Genomic DNA, 15,774 nt, shown 5'->3' on the forward strand with positions numbered 1-15,774 from the left:
CGGCTCAGAGCCAGTCGTTGCGCTTGAAGACGGTGTAGAGCACGACGGACAGGAGCGCGATGAGGGCTGTCGAGACGAGCACGCCCCACGCGCTGCCGTAGCCGGGAAACGGAACGTTCTGCCCGTAGAACCCGGTGATCGCCGTCGGCACCGCGATGATGGCCGCCCAGCTGGTCACCTTCTTCATGATCATGTTCAGGTGGTTCGCCTGGGTGATCAGGTTGGTCTGCACGGTGGTGGCGGCGAGGTCGTGCAGGGCGTCGGCCCAGTCGGCCGCGCGCATCGCGTGGTCGTAGAGCTTCTGGTAGTACGGCGACACGGCATCGTCGATCGTGAGCACGTCCTGGTTCAGCAACGACTCGACGACCTCCTCCATCGGCTTCACCACACGGCGCAACGCGATCAGGTCGCGGCGCAGCCGGAACAGCCGCTGCTGCGCCGACTGCACCGCGGACCTGCGGGCGCCGAACAGCTGCTCCTCGAGATCGTCGACGGCCTCGTCGAGTTGGCGCACCGCCTGGAACTGGCCGTTGACTATGTGATCGAGCAGCCCGTAGAGCAGGTAGGCGACGCCGTGGCGGGTCAGCCCGGGTGCGGCGTCCCAGCCGGCGACGACCGGATCCAGGTCGAGGCCGCAGTCCTTGCGGATCGTGATCAGCACACGGTCGTTGCAGAAGACGGCGATCTCGTACAGCATCAGCGCCGAACTGTCCGGATCGAGGGCGGCCCCGTACCCGTCCAGGGACAGATGCTCGGGGTAGCGGTTGAGGCTGGGGCGCTGGCCCTTGTCCAGGCACTCCCCGATCGCCAGCTCGTGCAGCCCGATGTCGGCCCCGAGCATGTCCAGATCCTCGGCGCTCGGCCGGTACAGGTCCAGCCAGAGGACCGCCGCCGGGTCGGCCAGGTGCGCGGCGACGTCGTCGACCGGGAAGTCTTCGAGCACGCACACGCCGTCGCGATACACCCGGGACCTCGCGCGCCGCAGCGCCTCCGGCGGATCACGATCGCCGCCGGGGCCCGAGACGACCCCGCCGTCCCCGCCCACGCCTCCAGCCTAGGCGAGCCGGGCGGTCACCGAGGGCGGTCGCCCACCGGCGCCTCACTGCTGATAGCCGAAGTTGTCGCAGGTCCGGCGCTGCTGAACGCAGTTCTTCGTGCGCTTGTTCATGGCGTCGACGTCCCACATCACGAACGCGTCGCCGTGCATCGACGAGGCGCTCTTGCCGTCCTTGTCGGAGGACAGGTAGAAACCCGCCGCGCTGCCCTGCGAGCCGTACGCTATGTCGAAGGTGATCGCCGGGATCTTCACCGGGTGGCTGCGCGGGCACGCGTTGCCGCGGCCGAACGACACGTGCGCCTTGTGGTCGGGGCTGTCCAGGTGCTTGCCGTCCCAGCAGTCCGGGAACTGCATGATGTAGTGCAGCGTCGCCTTGCCGTCGCAGACCGGCCAGTTGCCGTTGCCGCTGCGGGCCACGCCGTCGACGTCGCCGGGGCCGTAGTAGGCGCAGAAGAACTGGCCGCCCGCCCCGCGCGGGGTCGGCTTCTTCTTCTTGGCGTCGCCGACGATCATGCGTAGGCCGTTGGGCATCGGCAGCTGGTTCGCCGAGGTGTTCATCAGCGAGCGGTAGTAGACCCGGAAACCCGTCGTCTCGACCGGCTTGCCGGTCGCGTTGTCGTAGAGCGTCGGCACCCAGTACGAGGAGTGGTCCTCGACCGGCTTGCAGGTGGTCGCCGTGAACTTCATCAGGTCGGCGGCCTTGGTCTGCGCGTCGACGGCCTTGTTGCCGACGAACGAGTGCATGTGCGAGGCGCCCGGCAGCCCGGGGGCGACGATCGGATCGTCGGGCAGCGAATGGCTGTACTTGCAGTCGGCCCGGAACTCCGGCAGGTTGCCGACCCCGGCCGGGACCGGATCGACCTTCCTCGCCCGGTACGCGTCGACCTGCGCCTGCCATACCGCCTGGTCGACGGGCACCCAGCCGGGCTTGGGCGCCTTCGGCACGGCCGCACTCGGTGACGGCGCGGTCGCCGTCGACGCGGATGGCGCAACCGGTGACGCGGTCGGCGAGGGACCTTCGGCCGCGTTCGACGGTTCCGGTTCGCCGGCCGCGAACACCGCCCCTGCCGCCACGGCCGTCACGACGGCCAGACCGGCGGCGACGACGAGGACGTTGCGCCGGTTGCGGGCCAGCCGGCTCCGCAGGCCGGAACCGGGCTGCGGGTCCGGTCCGGACCCGTCGATCGTCTGGTACGACACGCTGACTCCTGGCAGGCAAGGCGATCTCGGGCCGCTGGCATGGTAACCGCGCCCGGTGAACGCGATGTCTCCGCACGGGTCAGCCGCGGATCGTGATGAGGTAGACGAAGGCGGCCGCGTCCGGACGCTCCTCGGAGACGTGCGCTCGTGACGTGATCAGCCGGTGCCGTCCCGGGGTGAGGCCGGTGAGCAGCACGCAGTTGGCCCACATCCAGACCTCCCGTGAGCGGCCGGTGGTCGTGATCGGATTGCCGAAGACGCCGTCGACCGTGAACTTGCGACGGCAGACCACCTCGAGGATCGGCAGGTCGATCTCCTCGTCGTTCTCCAGCGTGGCATACGCGACCCCGGCGTCGGCAGGCCTGCCGTTCGGGGCGTCGTCCGTCCCGAAGGCCCACCAGATCGGCAGAAAGACCGGCCGGCCCACCGGAACGGTCACCCGCCGGAAGTTCTCGGGATCGTCACCCGCGTCACCGAACTGTCCGGCGAGGAACCACACGTCCTTGGGCTGGTTGGTGGCGTAGTACTCCGCGCGGTCGCCGAGCGGAGTCCGCCACGCCGGAATCGAAGCTGCCCACTGCAGCCAGCGGGCCGCCATCCCTTCCGGGGATGCTTGGGGATAAGGCAGCGACGAAGGCTTCGCACGACCGAACATGTGCGGCACCCTACTGCCTCCAGACCAGGTCGCGGGCGCGGAACCACCCGCCGTTCCCGGCCGCCCGGTGACCGTGCAAGATGGCCTCCGTGAACGCCCCGACGCGCAGCGGTCCGGCGGCCGGCGAGCAGCCGCCGCCGGACGTCCGCGGCCGCCACCGGCCCGGCCTGCGGGCCAGGCTGGCCGGCGGGCCGTCGCCGTCGCCGGGCCTGGTCGCCATCGTGATCACGGTGACGTGGCTGGCGGTGCTCGCGGAGTCGACCCTGGTGCCGGCGAACCCGGCGCTGCACCGGGTGGCGCTGTTCGTGCACCTGGCGTGCCTGGTCGTCGGGTTCGGCGCGGTGGTCGCCGTCGACTGGATCGCCCTGAAGTGGCTGCTGCGCCGTTGCCAACTGCGGCAGGTGCTGGCCGTGGCCGACCAGGTGAACCTGCTGATCTGGCTGGGCCTGGCCGGCATGGCGGCCAGCGGCGGGCTGCTGCGGCCGGACCTCGGCTCTACCCTCACTCAGATCAAGCTGCTGCTCGTGCTGCTCGTGGCGCTCAACGGGGTCCAGGCCGGCGCGCTGCACCGCAGGATCGCCGCGTACACCGGGCCCGTTCCCCGGTTGCTGCTGCTGCGCTCGGTGCTGGCCGCGCTGGTGTCCCAGGGCGGCTGGTGGGGCGCGATGGCGATCGGATTCCTCAGCAGCCATCCGGCATAGCCCCATGGCGCACTCGACCGCGGGAGGACCTCTGTGCGTACCGAACAACCGGCCCTGAATCCTGCTGGACGGGCGTCCAGGCTCGGCCGCCTCGGCCCGATCCTGATCGCGGCGCCTGTCGTGCTGGCGATCGCGGTGGTCTCGTTCATCGTCGCCGACACCGGCGAGGCTTCCGCACCCGAAGCGGCCGCGACCGGACCCGCCGCGGCGACGTCGCCTGCCGCGACACCGGCGGTCTCGCCGTCGGCGAAAGCATCGCCCAAGCCGGCCAAACCCGGCTGGATCGCCGTCGACCCCGACGAGCAGAAGGCCCGCACCGCGGCGTTCTTCGCCCGCAAGCCGCGCACGGTGACCGGCAAGCCGGTGAAGGTCCCCGAGTTCCACGCGACCTGCACGGTCAGCCACCACGGCGACGACGACCCGATCGTCTTCCCCGGCCTGCCCGGCGCGTCACACAACCACACCTTCTGGGGCAACAAGACCACCGACAGCCACACCACCGCCGCGTCGCTGCGCTCCGGCGCGACCACCTGCAACCCGAAGCAGGACCGGTCCGGGTACTGGATCCCGACGCTCTACCAGAACGGCCGCGTGATCGACCCCGACGAGATCACCGTCTACTACGGCTCACGGCTGAAGGACCCCGCCAAGACCCAGCCGTTCCCGTACGGCCTGCGGATGGTCGAAGGCGACGCGAAGAAGGCGTCCGACCCGAACGGCAACCGGTTCTGGTGCGCGGGCATCGGCGGCGAGGTCGGCCGGTCCTCCGACGGGGTCTTCCCGGTCTGCGCGTCCACCGCGCACATCGTCCGGCAGATCACCTTCCCGGACTGCTGGGACGGCAAGCACCTGGACAGCCCCGACCACAAGGCGCACATGTCCGGCGCGCTGCACACGGGCGTCTGCCCGCGCAGCCACCCGGTGCCGATCCCGTCGGTGTCGTTCGTGATCTCGTACAAGCCGCTGAGTGCGAAAACCGACGGCATCACGCTGTCGTCGGGCAACTCGTTCTCCATGCACGCCGACTTCTTCAACGGCTGGGACGAGGAGGCGCTCGCCGCCCGCGTGCGCAACTGTCTCGACCAGGGCGTCAAGTGCAACGCCGCCGGCGGCTTCTGACCGGCGGGGCGCGGTGGCGTGGCCGCCGTCCGTCGGAGACCGGCGGCGGCCACGGCCGGCTACGCGGCTACGCCGGCACCTTGTCGGCCGGGGCGGCACCGCCCTCGGCGGTGGCCGGTTTGGCGACGAGGCGGTAGAACTGGCGGTCGTCGTTCTGCCGGACGATCACGCCGAGCTTGGCCAGGTCGGCCCGAAGTTCGGCCGCGTCGTCGGCGGCGTTCTCCTCCAGCGCCTTCTGGCGTGCCTTCAGCAGGGCGTTGGCCGTCGCGGACAACTCGGGCAGGTCCTCGACCCAGCGCATGTACTGCTCCAGGTGCGGATCGGCGTCGAAGAACGGGTACCCGTGGCGCAGGAAGGTCTCCTTCACCGCGTCCTCGTCCAGGTTGTTGTTCGCCCTGGCCAGTTCCCCGGTGTCGGTGCCGAGGAACACGAGGTCGTCGACGCCGTCCAGGTAGACGGCCGAGATCTCGGCGCGGGCGATCCGGCGGGTCTGCTTGCCGGCCCGCCAGATGACCAGATCCGGCTTGACGGACACCGCCACCGAGTCCTTCAGCGTGCGCCGGGCCACCTCCGCGCCGAACGCCATGCCGAGCAGCACGCAGAGCACGGTCCCGTACGGGTCGGGCACCTTCGCGAGCACCGAGATCCAGTCACGCAGCGGCATGCCGTCGACGGACGCGGCCCATTCCGACACGGCGCGCAGCGCCCAGCCGAGCCCCGCTCCGATGACGACACAGGTGGCCCACATCGCCGCCACTCTCCTGGTGGACACCTTGAGTTGCGACGGTTTGCTCGGCGCGGTCTTGTTCGGACCCATACGACATCTCCTTGAAGGCGCTCAAAGCCAGCATTGTCGCGGACCCGCCCACCGCCGCGCCGCCGGGGCCACGACCGCGCCCCGCCGCCGGCGCATTCACCTGACCACGATGCGTTGACACAGCGAATGCGGCGATCGGCAGCCCCCTATCCGAACGCTGATTCAGGCAATCAATGGCGCTCGTTGTAGCAGTTGGCAAGCGCTCGAACACTGTTTACCCGGCGTTCATCAGTGCACGTCCCAGCCTTCTATAGGGACGGTGGACAGCAGGTGGAGGCATGACTCACCGCGTGTATTCTTCCGCGGTGCACGACTCATCCAAGAAATTGCTGGCCTATCGATATCAGCTTCTCGACGTCATCGGCCAGGGCGGGCAGGGTCGCGTCTGGCGGGCCCGGGACGAGTACCTCCAACGGTTCGTGGCGATCAAGGAACTGCTCGCGCCGGCCCACCTGACCGAGGAGGAGCGCAAGACCACCCGGGAGCGCAGCCTGCGCGAGGCGAGAGCCGTGGCGCAGTTGAGCCACCCGAACGTGATCCAGGTGCACGACGTGATCCCGCACGAGGGAGAACCCTGGATCGTGATGGAACTGGTCCGGGCGAGATCGCTGCACCAGGTGCTCGCCTCCGACGGGCCGATCCCCGTCCGGCGGGCCGCGGAAATCGGACTCGCCCTGCTGAGCGCGCTGAACGCGGCGCATCAGGCGGGCATCCTGCACCGGGACGTCAAGCCCGCCAACGTGCTGCTCGCCGAGGACGGGCGAGTGCTGCTGACCGACTTCGGCCTGGCCACGCACCAGTCCGCGGACGCGACGGTCACGCGCACCGGCATCGTCGTGGGATCGCCCGCCTATCTCGCGCCCGAACGCGTCGACGGCGACCGCGGCGGCCCGGCCGCCGACCTGTGGGCGCTGGGCGCGACCCTGTTCACGGCCGTCGAAGGCAGGCTGGTATTCGACCGGCCGTCGCCCGCGGCGACGATCGCCGCGCTGGTGACCGAGCCGCCGCCGCGCCCGACCCGGGCCGGAGCCCTGACACCGGCGCTGGAAGGCCTGCTGCAGAAGGACCCGGACCAGCGCGTGGACGCGGTGCGGGCCGAGGCGCTGCTGCGTGCGGCGCTCGACCCGGCCCGCCACGACTCCCCCACGGCCGACAGGCCGGCCCCCGAGGCCGCCGTCCCTGACGGGCCCTCATGGGCCGCACCCACACCGCTGCCGACGATGGGCCACTCGCCCGCAGACGAGCCGCACACCGCCGCCGAGACGGGCGTCGCCACGACCGGCGACGTGCCGCCGATGCCGTCCGGCAGCACCCGCCGCCCCTGGCCGCGGGTGGCGCTGCTGGGGGCCGTGGCATTCATCCTGCTGCTCGGAGTGGGTGTCGGCGCGATGACCTGGCGCGACCCGGACCTGCCCGACACCACGTTCGCCAACGCCGCCGAGACCGCGCCGACCGGAACCGAGCAGGCCTCGCCGAAGGCCCGCCCGGCAGCGTCCGCGCACCCGTCACCTGCGGTGACCACGACGCCGGTCGGTTCCGGTCAGCCGTCCGGCGCGCCCTCGCGATCGCCGGCGCCGAGCGCTTCGCCCGCCGGGAACACCGGTCAACCGGCCGCGCCTCCGGCAGCGAGCCACGTCGGCGAGATCACCGGCATCGGCGGCAAGTGCGTCGACGTCGCCGGCGCCAGCCGCGCCGACGGCACCCCGATCGTGATCTACACCTGCAACGGCACTGCCGCCCAGACGTGGACCATGCGCACGGACGGCACCGTACGGGCGCTGGGCAAGTGCCTCGAAGTGACCGACGGCGACACCGACGACGGCACGCCGGTGCAGCTCTGGTCGTGCGGATCCGGCTTGGCGCGCCAGCGCTGGGTGTACGACGGCGCCACCCGCCACCTGGTCAATCCCGCCTCCGGCAAGTGCCTGGACGCCCGGGACCAGACCAGTGCCGACGGCACCCGGCTGCAGATCTGGACCTGCAACCCGAACTACCAGGCGAACCAGCGCTGGAGCACGCCCTGAACCGTGGCAGTGTCCGCCGGTGGCATGATGCATACCATGATCAACCGTAGGGGAATCGTGTTCGCGCTGGTGGCGGCCGGGTTGGTGAGCGCGTGCGGCGTGATCGGTTCGGCGGACGACGGGACGGCTTCCGAGCGCGCCGTGCGGAACTACCTCGACGCCCTGGTCCAAGGCGACCACGCCGCCGCCCATGCGCTGATCTGCACCGACGAGACCGGCGTCGAGCGCGGCGAGTTCGACGCCTCGGAGCAGGAGAATCCGGTCCGCTCCTACGAGATCGAGTCGTGGGTCGCCTGGTCGTCGCCGGTCGACGGGCACGGCCGGGTGTACCGGGTCCAGGTGACCCGCACGACGGGAACCCCCGTCGTCCAGGAGATCCGGACCCAGGGCGATCGTGACATCTGCATCCAGCACGGCAACATCAGGAACCTGTGACCGGATCACCCACCACTAGGATCAAGATCATGGCGAAGACGGGCTGGAAACTGGGTGGGGATCTCGACGTCGGCCGCGTCGGGTACGGCGCGATGAAGCTGACCGGCTGGCCGCAGGGCGGGCGGCCCGAGCGCGAGACCGCGCTGGCGATCCTGCGGCAGGCCGTCGAGCTGGGCGTGAACCACATCGACACCTCGCACTACTACGCCCGCGACGGCGTCGCGGCCAACGAGCTGATCAGGACGGCGCTGCACCCGTACCCGGCGGATCTGGTCCTCGTGACCAAGGTCGGCGCGCTGGTCGAAGGCTCGGACATCGCCCTGCCGGCGTCGGAGCAGTCGGGGCTCACCCCGGACGGACTGCGCCGTGGGGTGGAGGCGAACCTGCGCACCCTCGGTGTCGACCGGCTGGACGTGGTGAACCTGCGGATGGGCGACCGGGGCCATGACCGCTCCGCCGTCGCCGCGCCGCTGGAGACACTGATGAAGCTGCGCGACGAGGGACTGATCCGGCACATCGGCATCTCCAACATCGGCCGCGCCGAGTTCGACACGGCCCGCACGATCGCGCCGATCGTGTGCGTCCAGAACCGGTACAACATCGCCTATCGCGAGGACGATCCGCTGGTGGACGCGTGCGCGGAGGCGGGCGTGGCGTACGTGCCGTTCTTCCCCGTCGGCGGGTTCCAGCCGCTGACCGCCGAGCACCTGACCACCGTCGCGCAGCGGCACGACGCCACGGTCGCGCAGGTGGCGCTGGCCTGGCTGCTGGCCCGCTCGCCCAACATCCTGCTCATCCCCGGCACCGGCTCGCCCGCGCACCTGGCGGAGAACATCGCCGCGGGCGGCCTCACGCTCACCGACGAGGACTTGGACCTACTGGTCCGGCCGTGAAGGCCCCGTAGGCGGGTCAGGAGTTCGGGCCGGCCAACTCACGAAGGTGCGGATGGGCGACGTCGAGGAACGCTCGCCGGCTCGGCCCGATCTCCTCCAGATCCGACAGCGCCCGTCAACCGGCGGATACGGCAGAAATCCGGGCGGTCCCCAGGCCGTTCGTGCTGTGGTGAACGGGAGCGATCGGGGGCCGCGATGATGAAGCAGCTGTTCGACGACCCGCTGTTCCAGATGTTCACCGAGCGGGCGTTGATGACCATGACCCGCGGCGGCGCCGAGTACGGCGAGGTCGCGGCCATCGCGGCGCGGGTCGAGCCCGGTGACGCCGACAGCTGGCACGAGGCGTGGACCGGGTACGCGGCGAAGCTGGCCGGCTGGGCCGAGGACAGTCACGCCCGTGGCCATCAGGTCAGCGCGCGGGAGGCGGAGCCCGGCCAGGGCGGCGCGCTGATCGAGCAGCAGTTGCGGATGCGCCCCGATTGGGAGGTGGTGCTGCGCGCGGTCGTGGACGCGGCACTGGCCCAGCCGGAGGTCGACGGCGACCGGATCGCGGTCATGGGCTGGAGCTTCGGCGGCTGGCTGGCGCCGCGCGCCGCCTCCGGCGAGCCGCGCATCGCCGCGCTGATCGCCGACCCGGGCCAGTGGGACCAGGCCGAGACCGTCCGCGCCATGCTCCCGCCGCCGGTGCGGGACCGGTATCCCGACGTCGACCCGGCCGAGCTGGAACCGATGATGGAGGAGGCGGTGCGCAATCCCATGGCGCGATGGAAGCTGGTGCAGCGCGGCATGTGGGTGCACGGCGCGCCTACGCTCGGGGAGTACGTCGTGGACCTGGGCAGGCGTTACCGGCTCTCGGACGTCGTCGGGTCGATCGAGTGCCCGACCCTGGTCGCCGCCGCCGACGGTGATCCGCTCGCGGCCGGGGCCGAAGCCCTCCACGAGGCGTTGAACTGCCCGAAGACGATGGCACGGTTCACCGCGGCGGACGGGGCGGCCGGGCACTGCGAGGGCTGGAACCGCTCGCGTTTCGACCAGGTCGTCTTCGACTGGCTGGACGAGACCCTCCAGCACGGGCGAAGCCGGGTCAGCCCATGATCAGGGATTCGCCGGGTTCGGCCTGGAGGGGCCGTCCCGCTGTCCGGTAGGGTCGTCCGCGTGGATCTGGAGCACATCGCCGCCCAGCTCGGAGTGCCCCTGGCGGACATCGAGCGGGTGGGTCTGCTCGCCGGTGACCGGCCGTCGGCCCCGCTGCCCGCCAAGGCCGACGTGCCCGCGATCCTCGACCGGCTCGCGGTGCGGCCCGACGACGCCGCCGAGATCATGGAAGGCTGGCCCGATCCGGACTCCCCACTGTGGACGCCGGAGCTGCGCTGGCTGCTCGACCGCTCGATCGCGCTGGTCCGTGCCGATCTCGGCGGCCACGACTGGCTGCCGCCCGGTCCGGAGCTGCCGCGCGACCGGGGGCCCGCCTGGCGGCACCTCTACGTGTACGCCTACCTGGCCCTGGTGGACGTCGTCAGGGGGTACCACCGAGAGCGCGGCGTCGCCGACGCCGTGTCGTGGACGTCCCTGGCGGACCTTGGCCGCAACCTGGCGATCGACCGGCGGATGAACCGCGAGGGCTGGCCGGTCATGCAGGCGTGGCTGACGCTGCACGCGCGCGGCAGCATCTACGAGCTGGGCCGGTTGCAGTACCACCCCGCCGACACCACCATCGGCCTGCACATCCCCGAGTCAGGGCCGATGACCCCGCAGGCCGTCACGGCCTCGCTGGACGAGGCCCGCGCGTTCTTCCCACGCCACTTCCCCGACCGGCGGTTCACGGCGTTCACCTGCGGCTCCTGGCTGCTCGACCCGCAGTTGCTGGAGTACCTGCCGAAGGACTCGAACATCGTCCGGTTCCAGCAGCGGTTCGAGCTGGAGCCCTACGAGGAGCCGGAGGGGCTCGACGCCGACGTCGAGGTGCTGCGGTTCGTGTTCCGCAGCATCACCACGCCGCTCGACCAACTGCCGCGCCGCACCGTGCTCGAACGCGCGGCCGTCGATCATCTGAAGGCCGGCCGCCACTGGCGCTGGCGGCGCGGCGGTTTCCCCGTCTGAGCAGGCCGCGACACGACATCGCCACGGATCGGAGGACGGCATGTCCATGCACGACATCGAGGATCTGGTGGCCGAGTCGGTCCTGGTGCTCGACGCCCGCCACGCCGAGGACGACGAGCGGCTGCGGGACTGGTTCACGGCGCTGTACGCGTTCCAGGCCGGGTTCGACTGCTCCCACACCCAGGGCCGGGTGCTGGACATCCTGCTGCGCCGCCGGCACACCTACCGGCTCGCGCCGCACGAGCACCCGGACTACGCGCAGCGCCGCGAGTTCTTCGACGGGCTGACCGGGTTCCAGGCGCTGCGCGAGATCGACGAGGACGCCGACGACTTCACCGGCTACGACGACTGGCTGGCGGACGGCTACGTCGACCCGCCGTGGCTGTACTGCGCGGCGGGCACGGCCCTGTGGCGGCGGCTGGTCGACGCGGGGCGGCTCACGGGCCGCGACGCGGTCCCACCCGCCCGGATCGCGCTGCTCGACGTCGTTACCGTAGTCGCCGAGGCCGCCGAGCGGCGCGGCGATCCGGGGCTCGTCGCGGCCTGGTACGCCCTCGGCCCCGCCATGCTCGTCGACGACCTGATGGATGTCGAGGAGCTGCGGGACGATCCGCGGGTCACCCGGCTGCGGGAGATCGTCGAGCGTTGCGGCGCGGCGGCCGTGGAGCTGCCCGACGGCTACCGCCCCACCGACGAGCAGCTCGACATGCTGGGCGACGAGCGCGCGACCTGGTGGTACGACATTCTCGCGACCGCGAGCGCCTGACGGGTCAGCCTGCGGACGCGTCGGGCAGTTGGGGCGGGCAGGGGCGGCCGGGCACGGTCGTCAGCTCGAAGTGCCAGATCTCGTTGGCGTACACCTGGCAGAGCCCGTAGGCGGCGCCGTTGCGCTGGAGCCACCGGTCTGCCCGCTGCGGCCCGACGTCGATCGCCTTGCCGGTCACGTGGGTGGAGCGGTCGGGGGTGTTGACGCGCTTGCCCGCCTCCTCCGGTCCGTCCTGCGCGACGGCTTCGTCGAGCAGGTGCTGCTGGTGGCTGCGGCTGCGCCAGCCGGAGTTGATCAGCACCTCGACGCCGTCGCGGCGGGCGTCGGCGGCCGCCTGCCGGATTGCCCGGCGCAGGTCGGGGTCGAGGTTGTCGACGGCGGGGTGCCCGTCGGTGAACGGCGACACCGGCTCGTCCAACGCGCCGTCGCTCGCGGTGAGGCCGCTGTCGGCCGAGGCGATCTCGGTGTACGCGGGAATCGCGGTCAGCAGCGCGGCGGCGGCGATGCCGACGCCGGCCCGTTTGGCCAGCGAGGGGCGCGGGGATGGGCAGGACATGTGAACTCCTTCCGGCCACCGGAACGGGGAGCCGGTGACTTACGGGAGATCACTTCAACACGCAGTGTGTTATCGCGACGTGAACCGATCACCACACATGCTCTTAACATCGGTGATAGATGCTTAAGAATGCGCTTATCATCCCTTTAGCAGATAATCGGGCATATGGCCGTAAACCTCCATCCAGGCGGCCGCCATGACCATGCCCGAGTCGCTGTCCGGCAGGTCCGGGGCACCGTAGGCCATGGCCGCCTCGCGCAGCGCGCTGTACGCCGACTTCCACGGCTCGGCGGCCTCCTCCTCGCCCTCGCCGTCGACGACCCAGGCCCCCGGTCCCCCGCGGGCGCGGGCGCTGTCGCTCACCAGCCGGTGCAGCAGCCCGAACCCGGACCCGATCGGCGACCCGAGGCCGCAGGGCGGGGTTTCGTCCCGCCAGCGCTGCCAGGCGGCCCGGCAGGCGTCTCCCGCGCCGGGGTGCCTGGCTCGGGCCAGCCGGTGCGCCGACGGCTCGTCCAGGTCCCGCGCGATGTCGAGGACCCGCACCACCGCGTCGCCGTCCGTGCCGAACATCAGCGCCGGGCTCAGCTCCTGGACGAGGTCGACGGCCATGGCGTTGGTGTAGCCCGCGCCAGGCAAGATCCGGACGGTGACCTCGGCCAGCGCCGCTCGCTCCCCCGCCGTCGCCGCGGGCCGTATCCGCACCGCGAACAGCCGTCCGGGCCAGCGGTTGACCAGAACCCGGCCCGGCGACTGGTACACCACCAGCCACGGCGGCCGCGCCTCGGGCAGCCGCACCCGGCCGCCGACCTGCACCGTTCGCACGTGTTCAGGGGCCGAGTGATCGACCCAGAGGTAACCCGAATCCATCGATCGCTCCCCGCCCTCCGCGCAACGCGCCGAGCCTAAACGCGGCGGATGACACGTCCGGGGCGGGCGTGTCGCAGAAGAGGACGTACCTTTGCGGGCATGGGTTTGGGTGATCGGTTGAAGCAGAAGCTGCGCGCGTTCATGGAGCGCCCCGGAACGACGGTCAGTCTGGACCGTTATGAGGCGATCCTGCCGCGCATCCTGGACCTGGAGGACGAGCTCACCGCGTTGACCGACGCGGAACTCACCGAGCGGGCGCTCGCGCTGCGCGACCTCGTCAGCGAGGCCGAGGACGGGCAGCCCTTCGTCACGCTGGCCGAGCCGCTGCCGATCGACGAGCAGGACCTGGCCGAGATCTGCGCGCTCGGCCGCGAGGCCGGCCGCCGGGCCCTCGGCGAGCGCGCGTTCGACGTGCAGCTGCTCGGGGCGATGGCGATGCTGCAGGGCAACGTCGTGGAGATGGCCACCGGTGAGGGCAAGACCCTCGCCGCGTTCATCGCCGCGTTCGGTTACGTCGTGCGCGGCTCGCGGGTGCAGGTGCTGACCGTGAACGACTACCTCGCCGACCGCGACGCGCGCTGGATGGGCCCGGCATACCGGATGCTCGGACTGACCGTCGACGCCGTCGGGGAGTCGTCGGGCCACGACGAGCGCGCGGCCGCGTACCGCTGCGACGTCACGTACGTGTCGGTGAGCGAGGCGGGCTTCGACTTCCTGCGCGACCAGATGGTGCTGCGCGCCGAGGACGCCGTCATGCCGGGCCTCTACACCGTGATCATCGACGAGGCGGATTCGATCCTGATCGACGAGGCGCGGGTGCCGCTGGTCCTGGCGGGCAGCCTCGCCGACGCGACCTCCGACGCGAGCGCGGCGGCGACGCTGGTGGCGACGATGCGGCCGGGCCGCGACTACGAGGTCGTCGACGACGGCCGCAACGTGCAGCTCACCGACCACGGCGCGGCGCTGGTCGAACGCGCCTGGGGCGGCATCCACCTCTACGCGCCGGACAACCTGTCCAAGCTCACCGCGGTGAACCTGGCCCTGCACGCGCGGGCGCTGCTGGCCGTGGACGTGGACTACATCGTCAAGGACGGCCGGATCGCGCTGGTCGACGAGTTCCGGGGCCGGGTCGCCCGCCGCCGCCGCTGGCCCGACGGGCTGCAGGCCGCGGTCGAGGCCAAGGAGGGCCTGGCGGCCACCGACGAGGGTGAGATCCTGGCCTCGATCACCGTGCAGGCGTTCATCGCGCTCTACCCGACGGTGGCGGGCATGACCGGCACCGCCTCCACGATCGGCGACGAGCTGCGCGAGTTCTACCGCCTGGAGGTCGCGGTCATCCCGCCGAACACGCCCAACGTCCGGGTCGACGAGCCCGACCGGGTGTACGCGACGATCGAGGAGAAGGAAGAGGCGCTGATGGCCGAGGTGGCCGCGGCGCACGAGACGGGGCGGCCGGTGCTGGTCGGCACCCTCGACGTGGCCGAGTCGGAGCGCCTGGCCGCGGCCCTGCGCGAGCACGGCATCACGTGCACGGTGCTGAACGCCAAGAACGACGCGCACGAGGCGGCGGTCATCGCCGAGGCCGGTGGGCGGGGCGCGGTCACCGTGTCCACCCAGATGGCCGGCCGCGGCACCGACATCCGGCTCGGCGGCAGCGACGAGCAGGACCGGGCGTCGATCGCCGAGCTGGGCGGCCTGTACGTGATCGGCGCGGGCCGGCACGACAGCCGCCGCGTCGACGACCAGCTGCGCGGCCGGGCGGGCCGGCAGGGCGACCCGGGCGGCTCGGTGTTCTTCGTCAGCCGCGAGGACGAGCTGATCGTGCGGCACGGCGACGGCATCGGCGGCACTACTGCGGGCGACGGGCGGGTCAGCGGCCCGCACGTGCACTGGGCGGTCGGGCACGCGCAGCGTGTCGCCGAGGGCGTCGACTTCGAGATCCACCGCAACACCTGGCGGTACGGCGTGCTCGTCGAGCGGCAGCGGCAGGTGCTCGCGCTGCGCCGCAAGGCGCTGCTGACCACCGACGCGGCCGCGGAGCTGCTGCGCGGCGACACGACCCGGTTCCCGGCCGACCTCGACGCGGTCGCCGAAGCCGACCTGCCCGCCGGCTACGACGCCGACGATCTGGCCCACGCGGGGCTGGAGCTGGTCACGGTCGCGGACCGCTTCGCCGAGGTCGAGAAGGCGATCGGCAAGGAGGCGGCCGAGGAGGTCGCGCGGCAGATCGCGCTGTACCACCTGGACCGGGGCTGGGCCGACCACCTGGGCATGCTGGCCGACGCCCGCGACGGCGTGCACCTGCGCGCGCTGGGGCGGCAGGACCCGCTGGACGAGTTCCACCGGCTGGCGGTGCCCGCGTTCAACAAGCTGCTGACCGGCGTCGACACCGACACGGCGGACACGTTCATGGCGGCGCGGATCGACAGCCCGGACTGGACGCCCGCCGACGCGGGGCTGGAGCGGCCGAGCGCCACGTGGACGTACATGGTGCACGACAACCCGTTCGGGTCGGAGATGGAGCGCATGTTCGCCAACCTGGCCAAGATGGTGCTGGGCCGCCGCTGACGCCACGGCCGTGCTC

15 protein-coding genes are annotated in these 15,774 nt (G+C 71.6%); 9 read left to right on the forward strand and 6 right to left on the reverse strand.

Annotated elements, in window-relative coordinates:
* Window positions 1–4: 4 nt before the first annotated feature.
* The 3 genes from AB0B35_RS07515 to AB0B35_RS07525 form a co-directional block, all read right to left on the reverse strand.
* On the reverse strand, window positions 5–1,045 hold the full coding sequence (locus AB0B35_RS07515; RefSeq protein WP_361041972.1) for a magnesium transporter CorA family protein: 1,041 nt from the start codon (window positions 1,043–1,045) through the stop codon (window positions 5–7).
* Between the two features lie 54 nt (window positions 1,046–1,099).
* The gene (locus tag AB0B35_RS07520; RefSeq protein WP_361041974.1) at window positions 1,100–2,257 is read right to left on the reverse strand and encodes a DUF1996 domain-containing protein; all 1,158 of its coding nucleotides are present in this window, start codon (window positions 2,255–2,257) and stop codon (window positions 1,100–1,102) included.
* A gap of 79 nt (window positions 2,258–2,336) precedes the next feature.
* Window positions 2,337–2,855 carry a hypothetical protein gene (locus AB0B35_RS07525; protein WP_361041977.1) on the reverse strand — a complete coding sequence of 173 codons (519 nt, stop codon included), beginning with the start codon at window positions 2,853–2,855 and terminating at the stop codon, window positions 2,337–2,339.
* A 146-nt stretch (window positions 2,856–3,001) separates the two neighbouring features.
* Between AB0B35_RS07525 and AB0B35_RS07530 the strand changes: the two genes are divergently transcribed.
* Window positions 3,002–3,613: a hypothetical protein gene (locus tag AB0B35_RS07530; RefSeq protein WP_361041980.1), complete on the forward strand. Its 612-nt coding sequence runs from the start codon at window positions 3,002–3,004 to the stop codon at window positions 3,611–3,613.
* A 33-nt stretch (window positions 3,614–3,646) separates the two neighbouring features.
* Complete coding sequence (locus AB0B35_RS07535; protein ID WP_361041983.1) at window positions 3,647–4,732, forward strand: DUF1996 domain-containing protein; 1,086 nt, start codon at window positions 3,647–3,649, stop codon at window positions 4,730–4,732.
* Window positions 4,733–4,799: 67 nt separating this feature from the next.
* On the opposite strand, the gene AB0B35_RS07540 is transcribed toward AB0B35_RS07535, so the two are convergent.
* A complete protein-coding gene (locus tag AB0B35_RS07540) occupies window positions 4,800–5,549 on the reverse strand; it encodes a hypothetical protein (RefSeq protein ID WP_361041985.1) in 750 nt (249 codons plus the stop codon).
* A 305-nt stretch (window positions 5,550–5,854) separates the two neighbouring features.
* Here AB0B35_RS07540 and AB0B35_RS07545 point away from each other — a divergent pair, with 305 nt between their 5' ends.
* From AB0B35_RS07545 to AB0B35_RS07570, 6 genes are all read left to right on the forward strand, one after another.
* Window positions 5,855–7,573 carry a ricin-type beta-trefoil lectin domain protein gene (locus tag AB0B35_RS07545; protein ID WP_361041987.1) on the forward strand — a complete coding sequence of 573 codons (1,719 nt, stop codon included), beginning with the start codon at window positions 5,855–5,857 and terminating at the stop codon, window positions 7,571–7,573.
* Between the two features lie 36 nt (window positions 7,574–7,609).
* Window positions 7,610–8,008: a hypothetical protein gene (locus tag AB0B35_RS07550; RefSeq protein ID WP_361041990.1), complete on the forward strand. Its 399-nt coding sequence runs from the start codon at window positions 7,610–7,612 to the stop codon at window positions 8,006–8,008.
* A gap of 29 nt (window positions 8,009–8,037) precedes the next feature.
* Window positions 8,038–8,901: an oxidoreductase gene (locus AB0B35_RS07555; RefSeq protein ID WP_361041993.1), complete on the forward strand. Its 864-nt coding sequence runs from the start codon at window positions 8,038–8,040 to the stop codon at window positions 8,899–8,901.
* 195 nt (window positions 8,902–9,096) lie between these two features.
* Window positions 9,097–9,996: a prolyl oligopeptidase family serine peptidase gene (locus AB0B35_RS07560; protein ID WP_361041996.1), complete on the forward strand. Its 900-nt coding sequence runs from the start codon at window positions 9,097–9,099 to the stop codon at window positions 9,994–9,996.
* A gap of 60 nt (window positions 9,997–10,056) precedes the next feature.
* A complete protein-coding gene (locus tag AB0B35_RS07565; RefSeq protein WP_361041999.1) occupies window positions 10,057–11,001 on the forward strand; it encodes an acyltransferase domain-containing protein in 945 nt (314 codons plus the stop codon).
* 40 nt (window positions 11,002–11,041) lie between these two features.
* Window positions 11,042–11,767 carry a hypothetical protein gene (locus AB0B35_RS07570; RefSeq protein WP_361042002.1) on the forward strand — a complete coding sequence of 242 codons (726 nt, stop codon included), beginning with the start codon at window positions 11,042–11,044 and terminating at the stop codon, window positions 11,765–11,767.
* Window positions 11,768–11,771: 4 nt separating this feature from the next.
* Here the strand turns inward: AB0B35_RS07570 and AB0B35_RS07575 are convergent, their stop codons facing one another.
* Window positions 11,772–12,323 carry a M15 family metallopeptidase gene (locus AB0B35_RS07575; RefSeq protein WP_361042005.1) on the reverse strand — a complete coding sequence of 184 codons (552 nt, stop codon included), beginning with the start codon at window positions 12,321–12,323 and terminating at the stop codon, window positions 11,772–11,774.
* A gap of 138 nt (window positions 12,324–12,461) precedes the next feature.
* Window positions 12,462–13,145, reverse strand: coding sequence for a hypothetical protein (locus AB0B35_RS07580; protein WP_361042007.1), 684 nt, complete (start codon window positions 13,143–13,145; stop codon window positions 12,462–12,464).
* A gap of 144 nt (window positions 13,146–13,289) precedes the next feature.
* Here AB0B35_RS07580 and secA2 point away from each other — a divergent pair, with 144 nt between their 5' ends.
* Window positions 13,290–15,758 carry an accessory Sec system translocase SecA2 gene (secA2, locus tag AB0B35_RS07585; RefSeq protein WP_361042009.1) on the forward strand — a complete coding sequence of 823 codons (2,469 nt, stop codon included), beginning with the start codon at window positions 13,290–13,292 and terminating at the stop codon, window positions 15,756–15,758.
* Window positions 15,759–15,774 lie beyond the last annotated feature (16 nt).

It is taken from the genome of Catellatospora sp. NPDC049133 (assembly GCF_040648455.1).
GTDB classification, from domain to species: domain Bacteria; phylum Actinomycetota; class Actinomycetes; order Mycobacteriales; family Micromonosporaceae; genus Catellatospora; species Catellatospora aurea.

What these genes read in the sequence shown, in the direction of transcription:
- AB0B35_RS07550 (WP_361041990.1), top strand. Translation starts at nt 7,610, where the DNA reads ATGATCAACCGTAGGGGAATCGTGTTCGCGCTGGTGGCGGCCGGGTTG.
- AB0B35_RS07555 (WP_361041993.1), top strand. Translation starts at nt 8,038, where the DNA reads ATGGCGAAGACGGGCTGGAAACTGGGTGGGGATCTCGACGTCGGCCGC.
- AB0B35_RS07525 (WP_361041977.1), bottom strand. Translation starts at nt 2,855, where the DNA reads ATGGCGGCCCGCTGGCTGCAGTGGGCAGCTTCGATTCCGGCGTGGCGG.
- AB0B35_RS07560 (WP_361041996.1), top strand. Translation starts at nt 9,097, where the DNA reads ATGATGAAGCAGCTGTTCGACGACCCGCTGTTCCAGATGTTCACCGAG.
- secA2 (WP_361042009.1), top strand. Translation starts at nt 13,290, where the DNA reads ATGGGTTTGGGTGATCGGTTGAAGCAGAAGCTGCGCGCGTTCATGGAG.
- AB0B35_RS07540 (WP_361041985.1), bottom strand. Translation starts at nt 5,549, where the DNA reads ATGGGTCCGAACAAGACCGCGCCGAGCAAACCGTCGCAACTCAAGGTG.
- AB0B35_RS07570 (WP_361042002.1), top strand. Translation starts at nt 11,042, where the DNA reads ATGTCCATGCACGACATCGAGGATCTGGTGGCCGAGTCGGTCCTGGTG.
- AB0B35_RS07575 (WP_361042005.1), bottom strand. Translation starts at nt 12,323, where the DNA reads ATGTCCTGCCCATCCCCGCGCCCCTCGCTGGCCAAACGGGCCGGCGTC.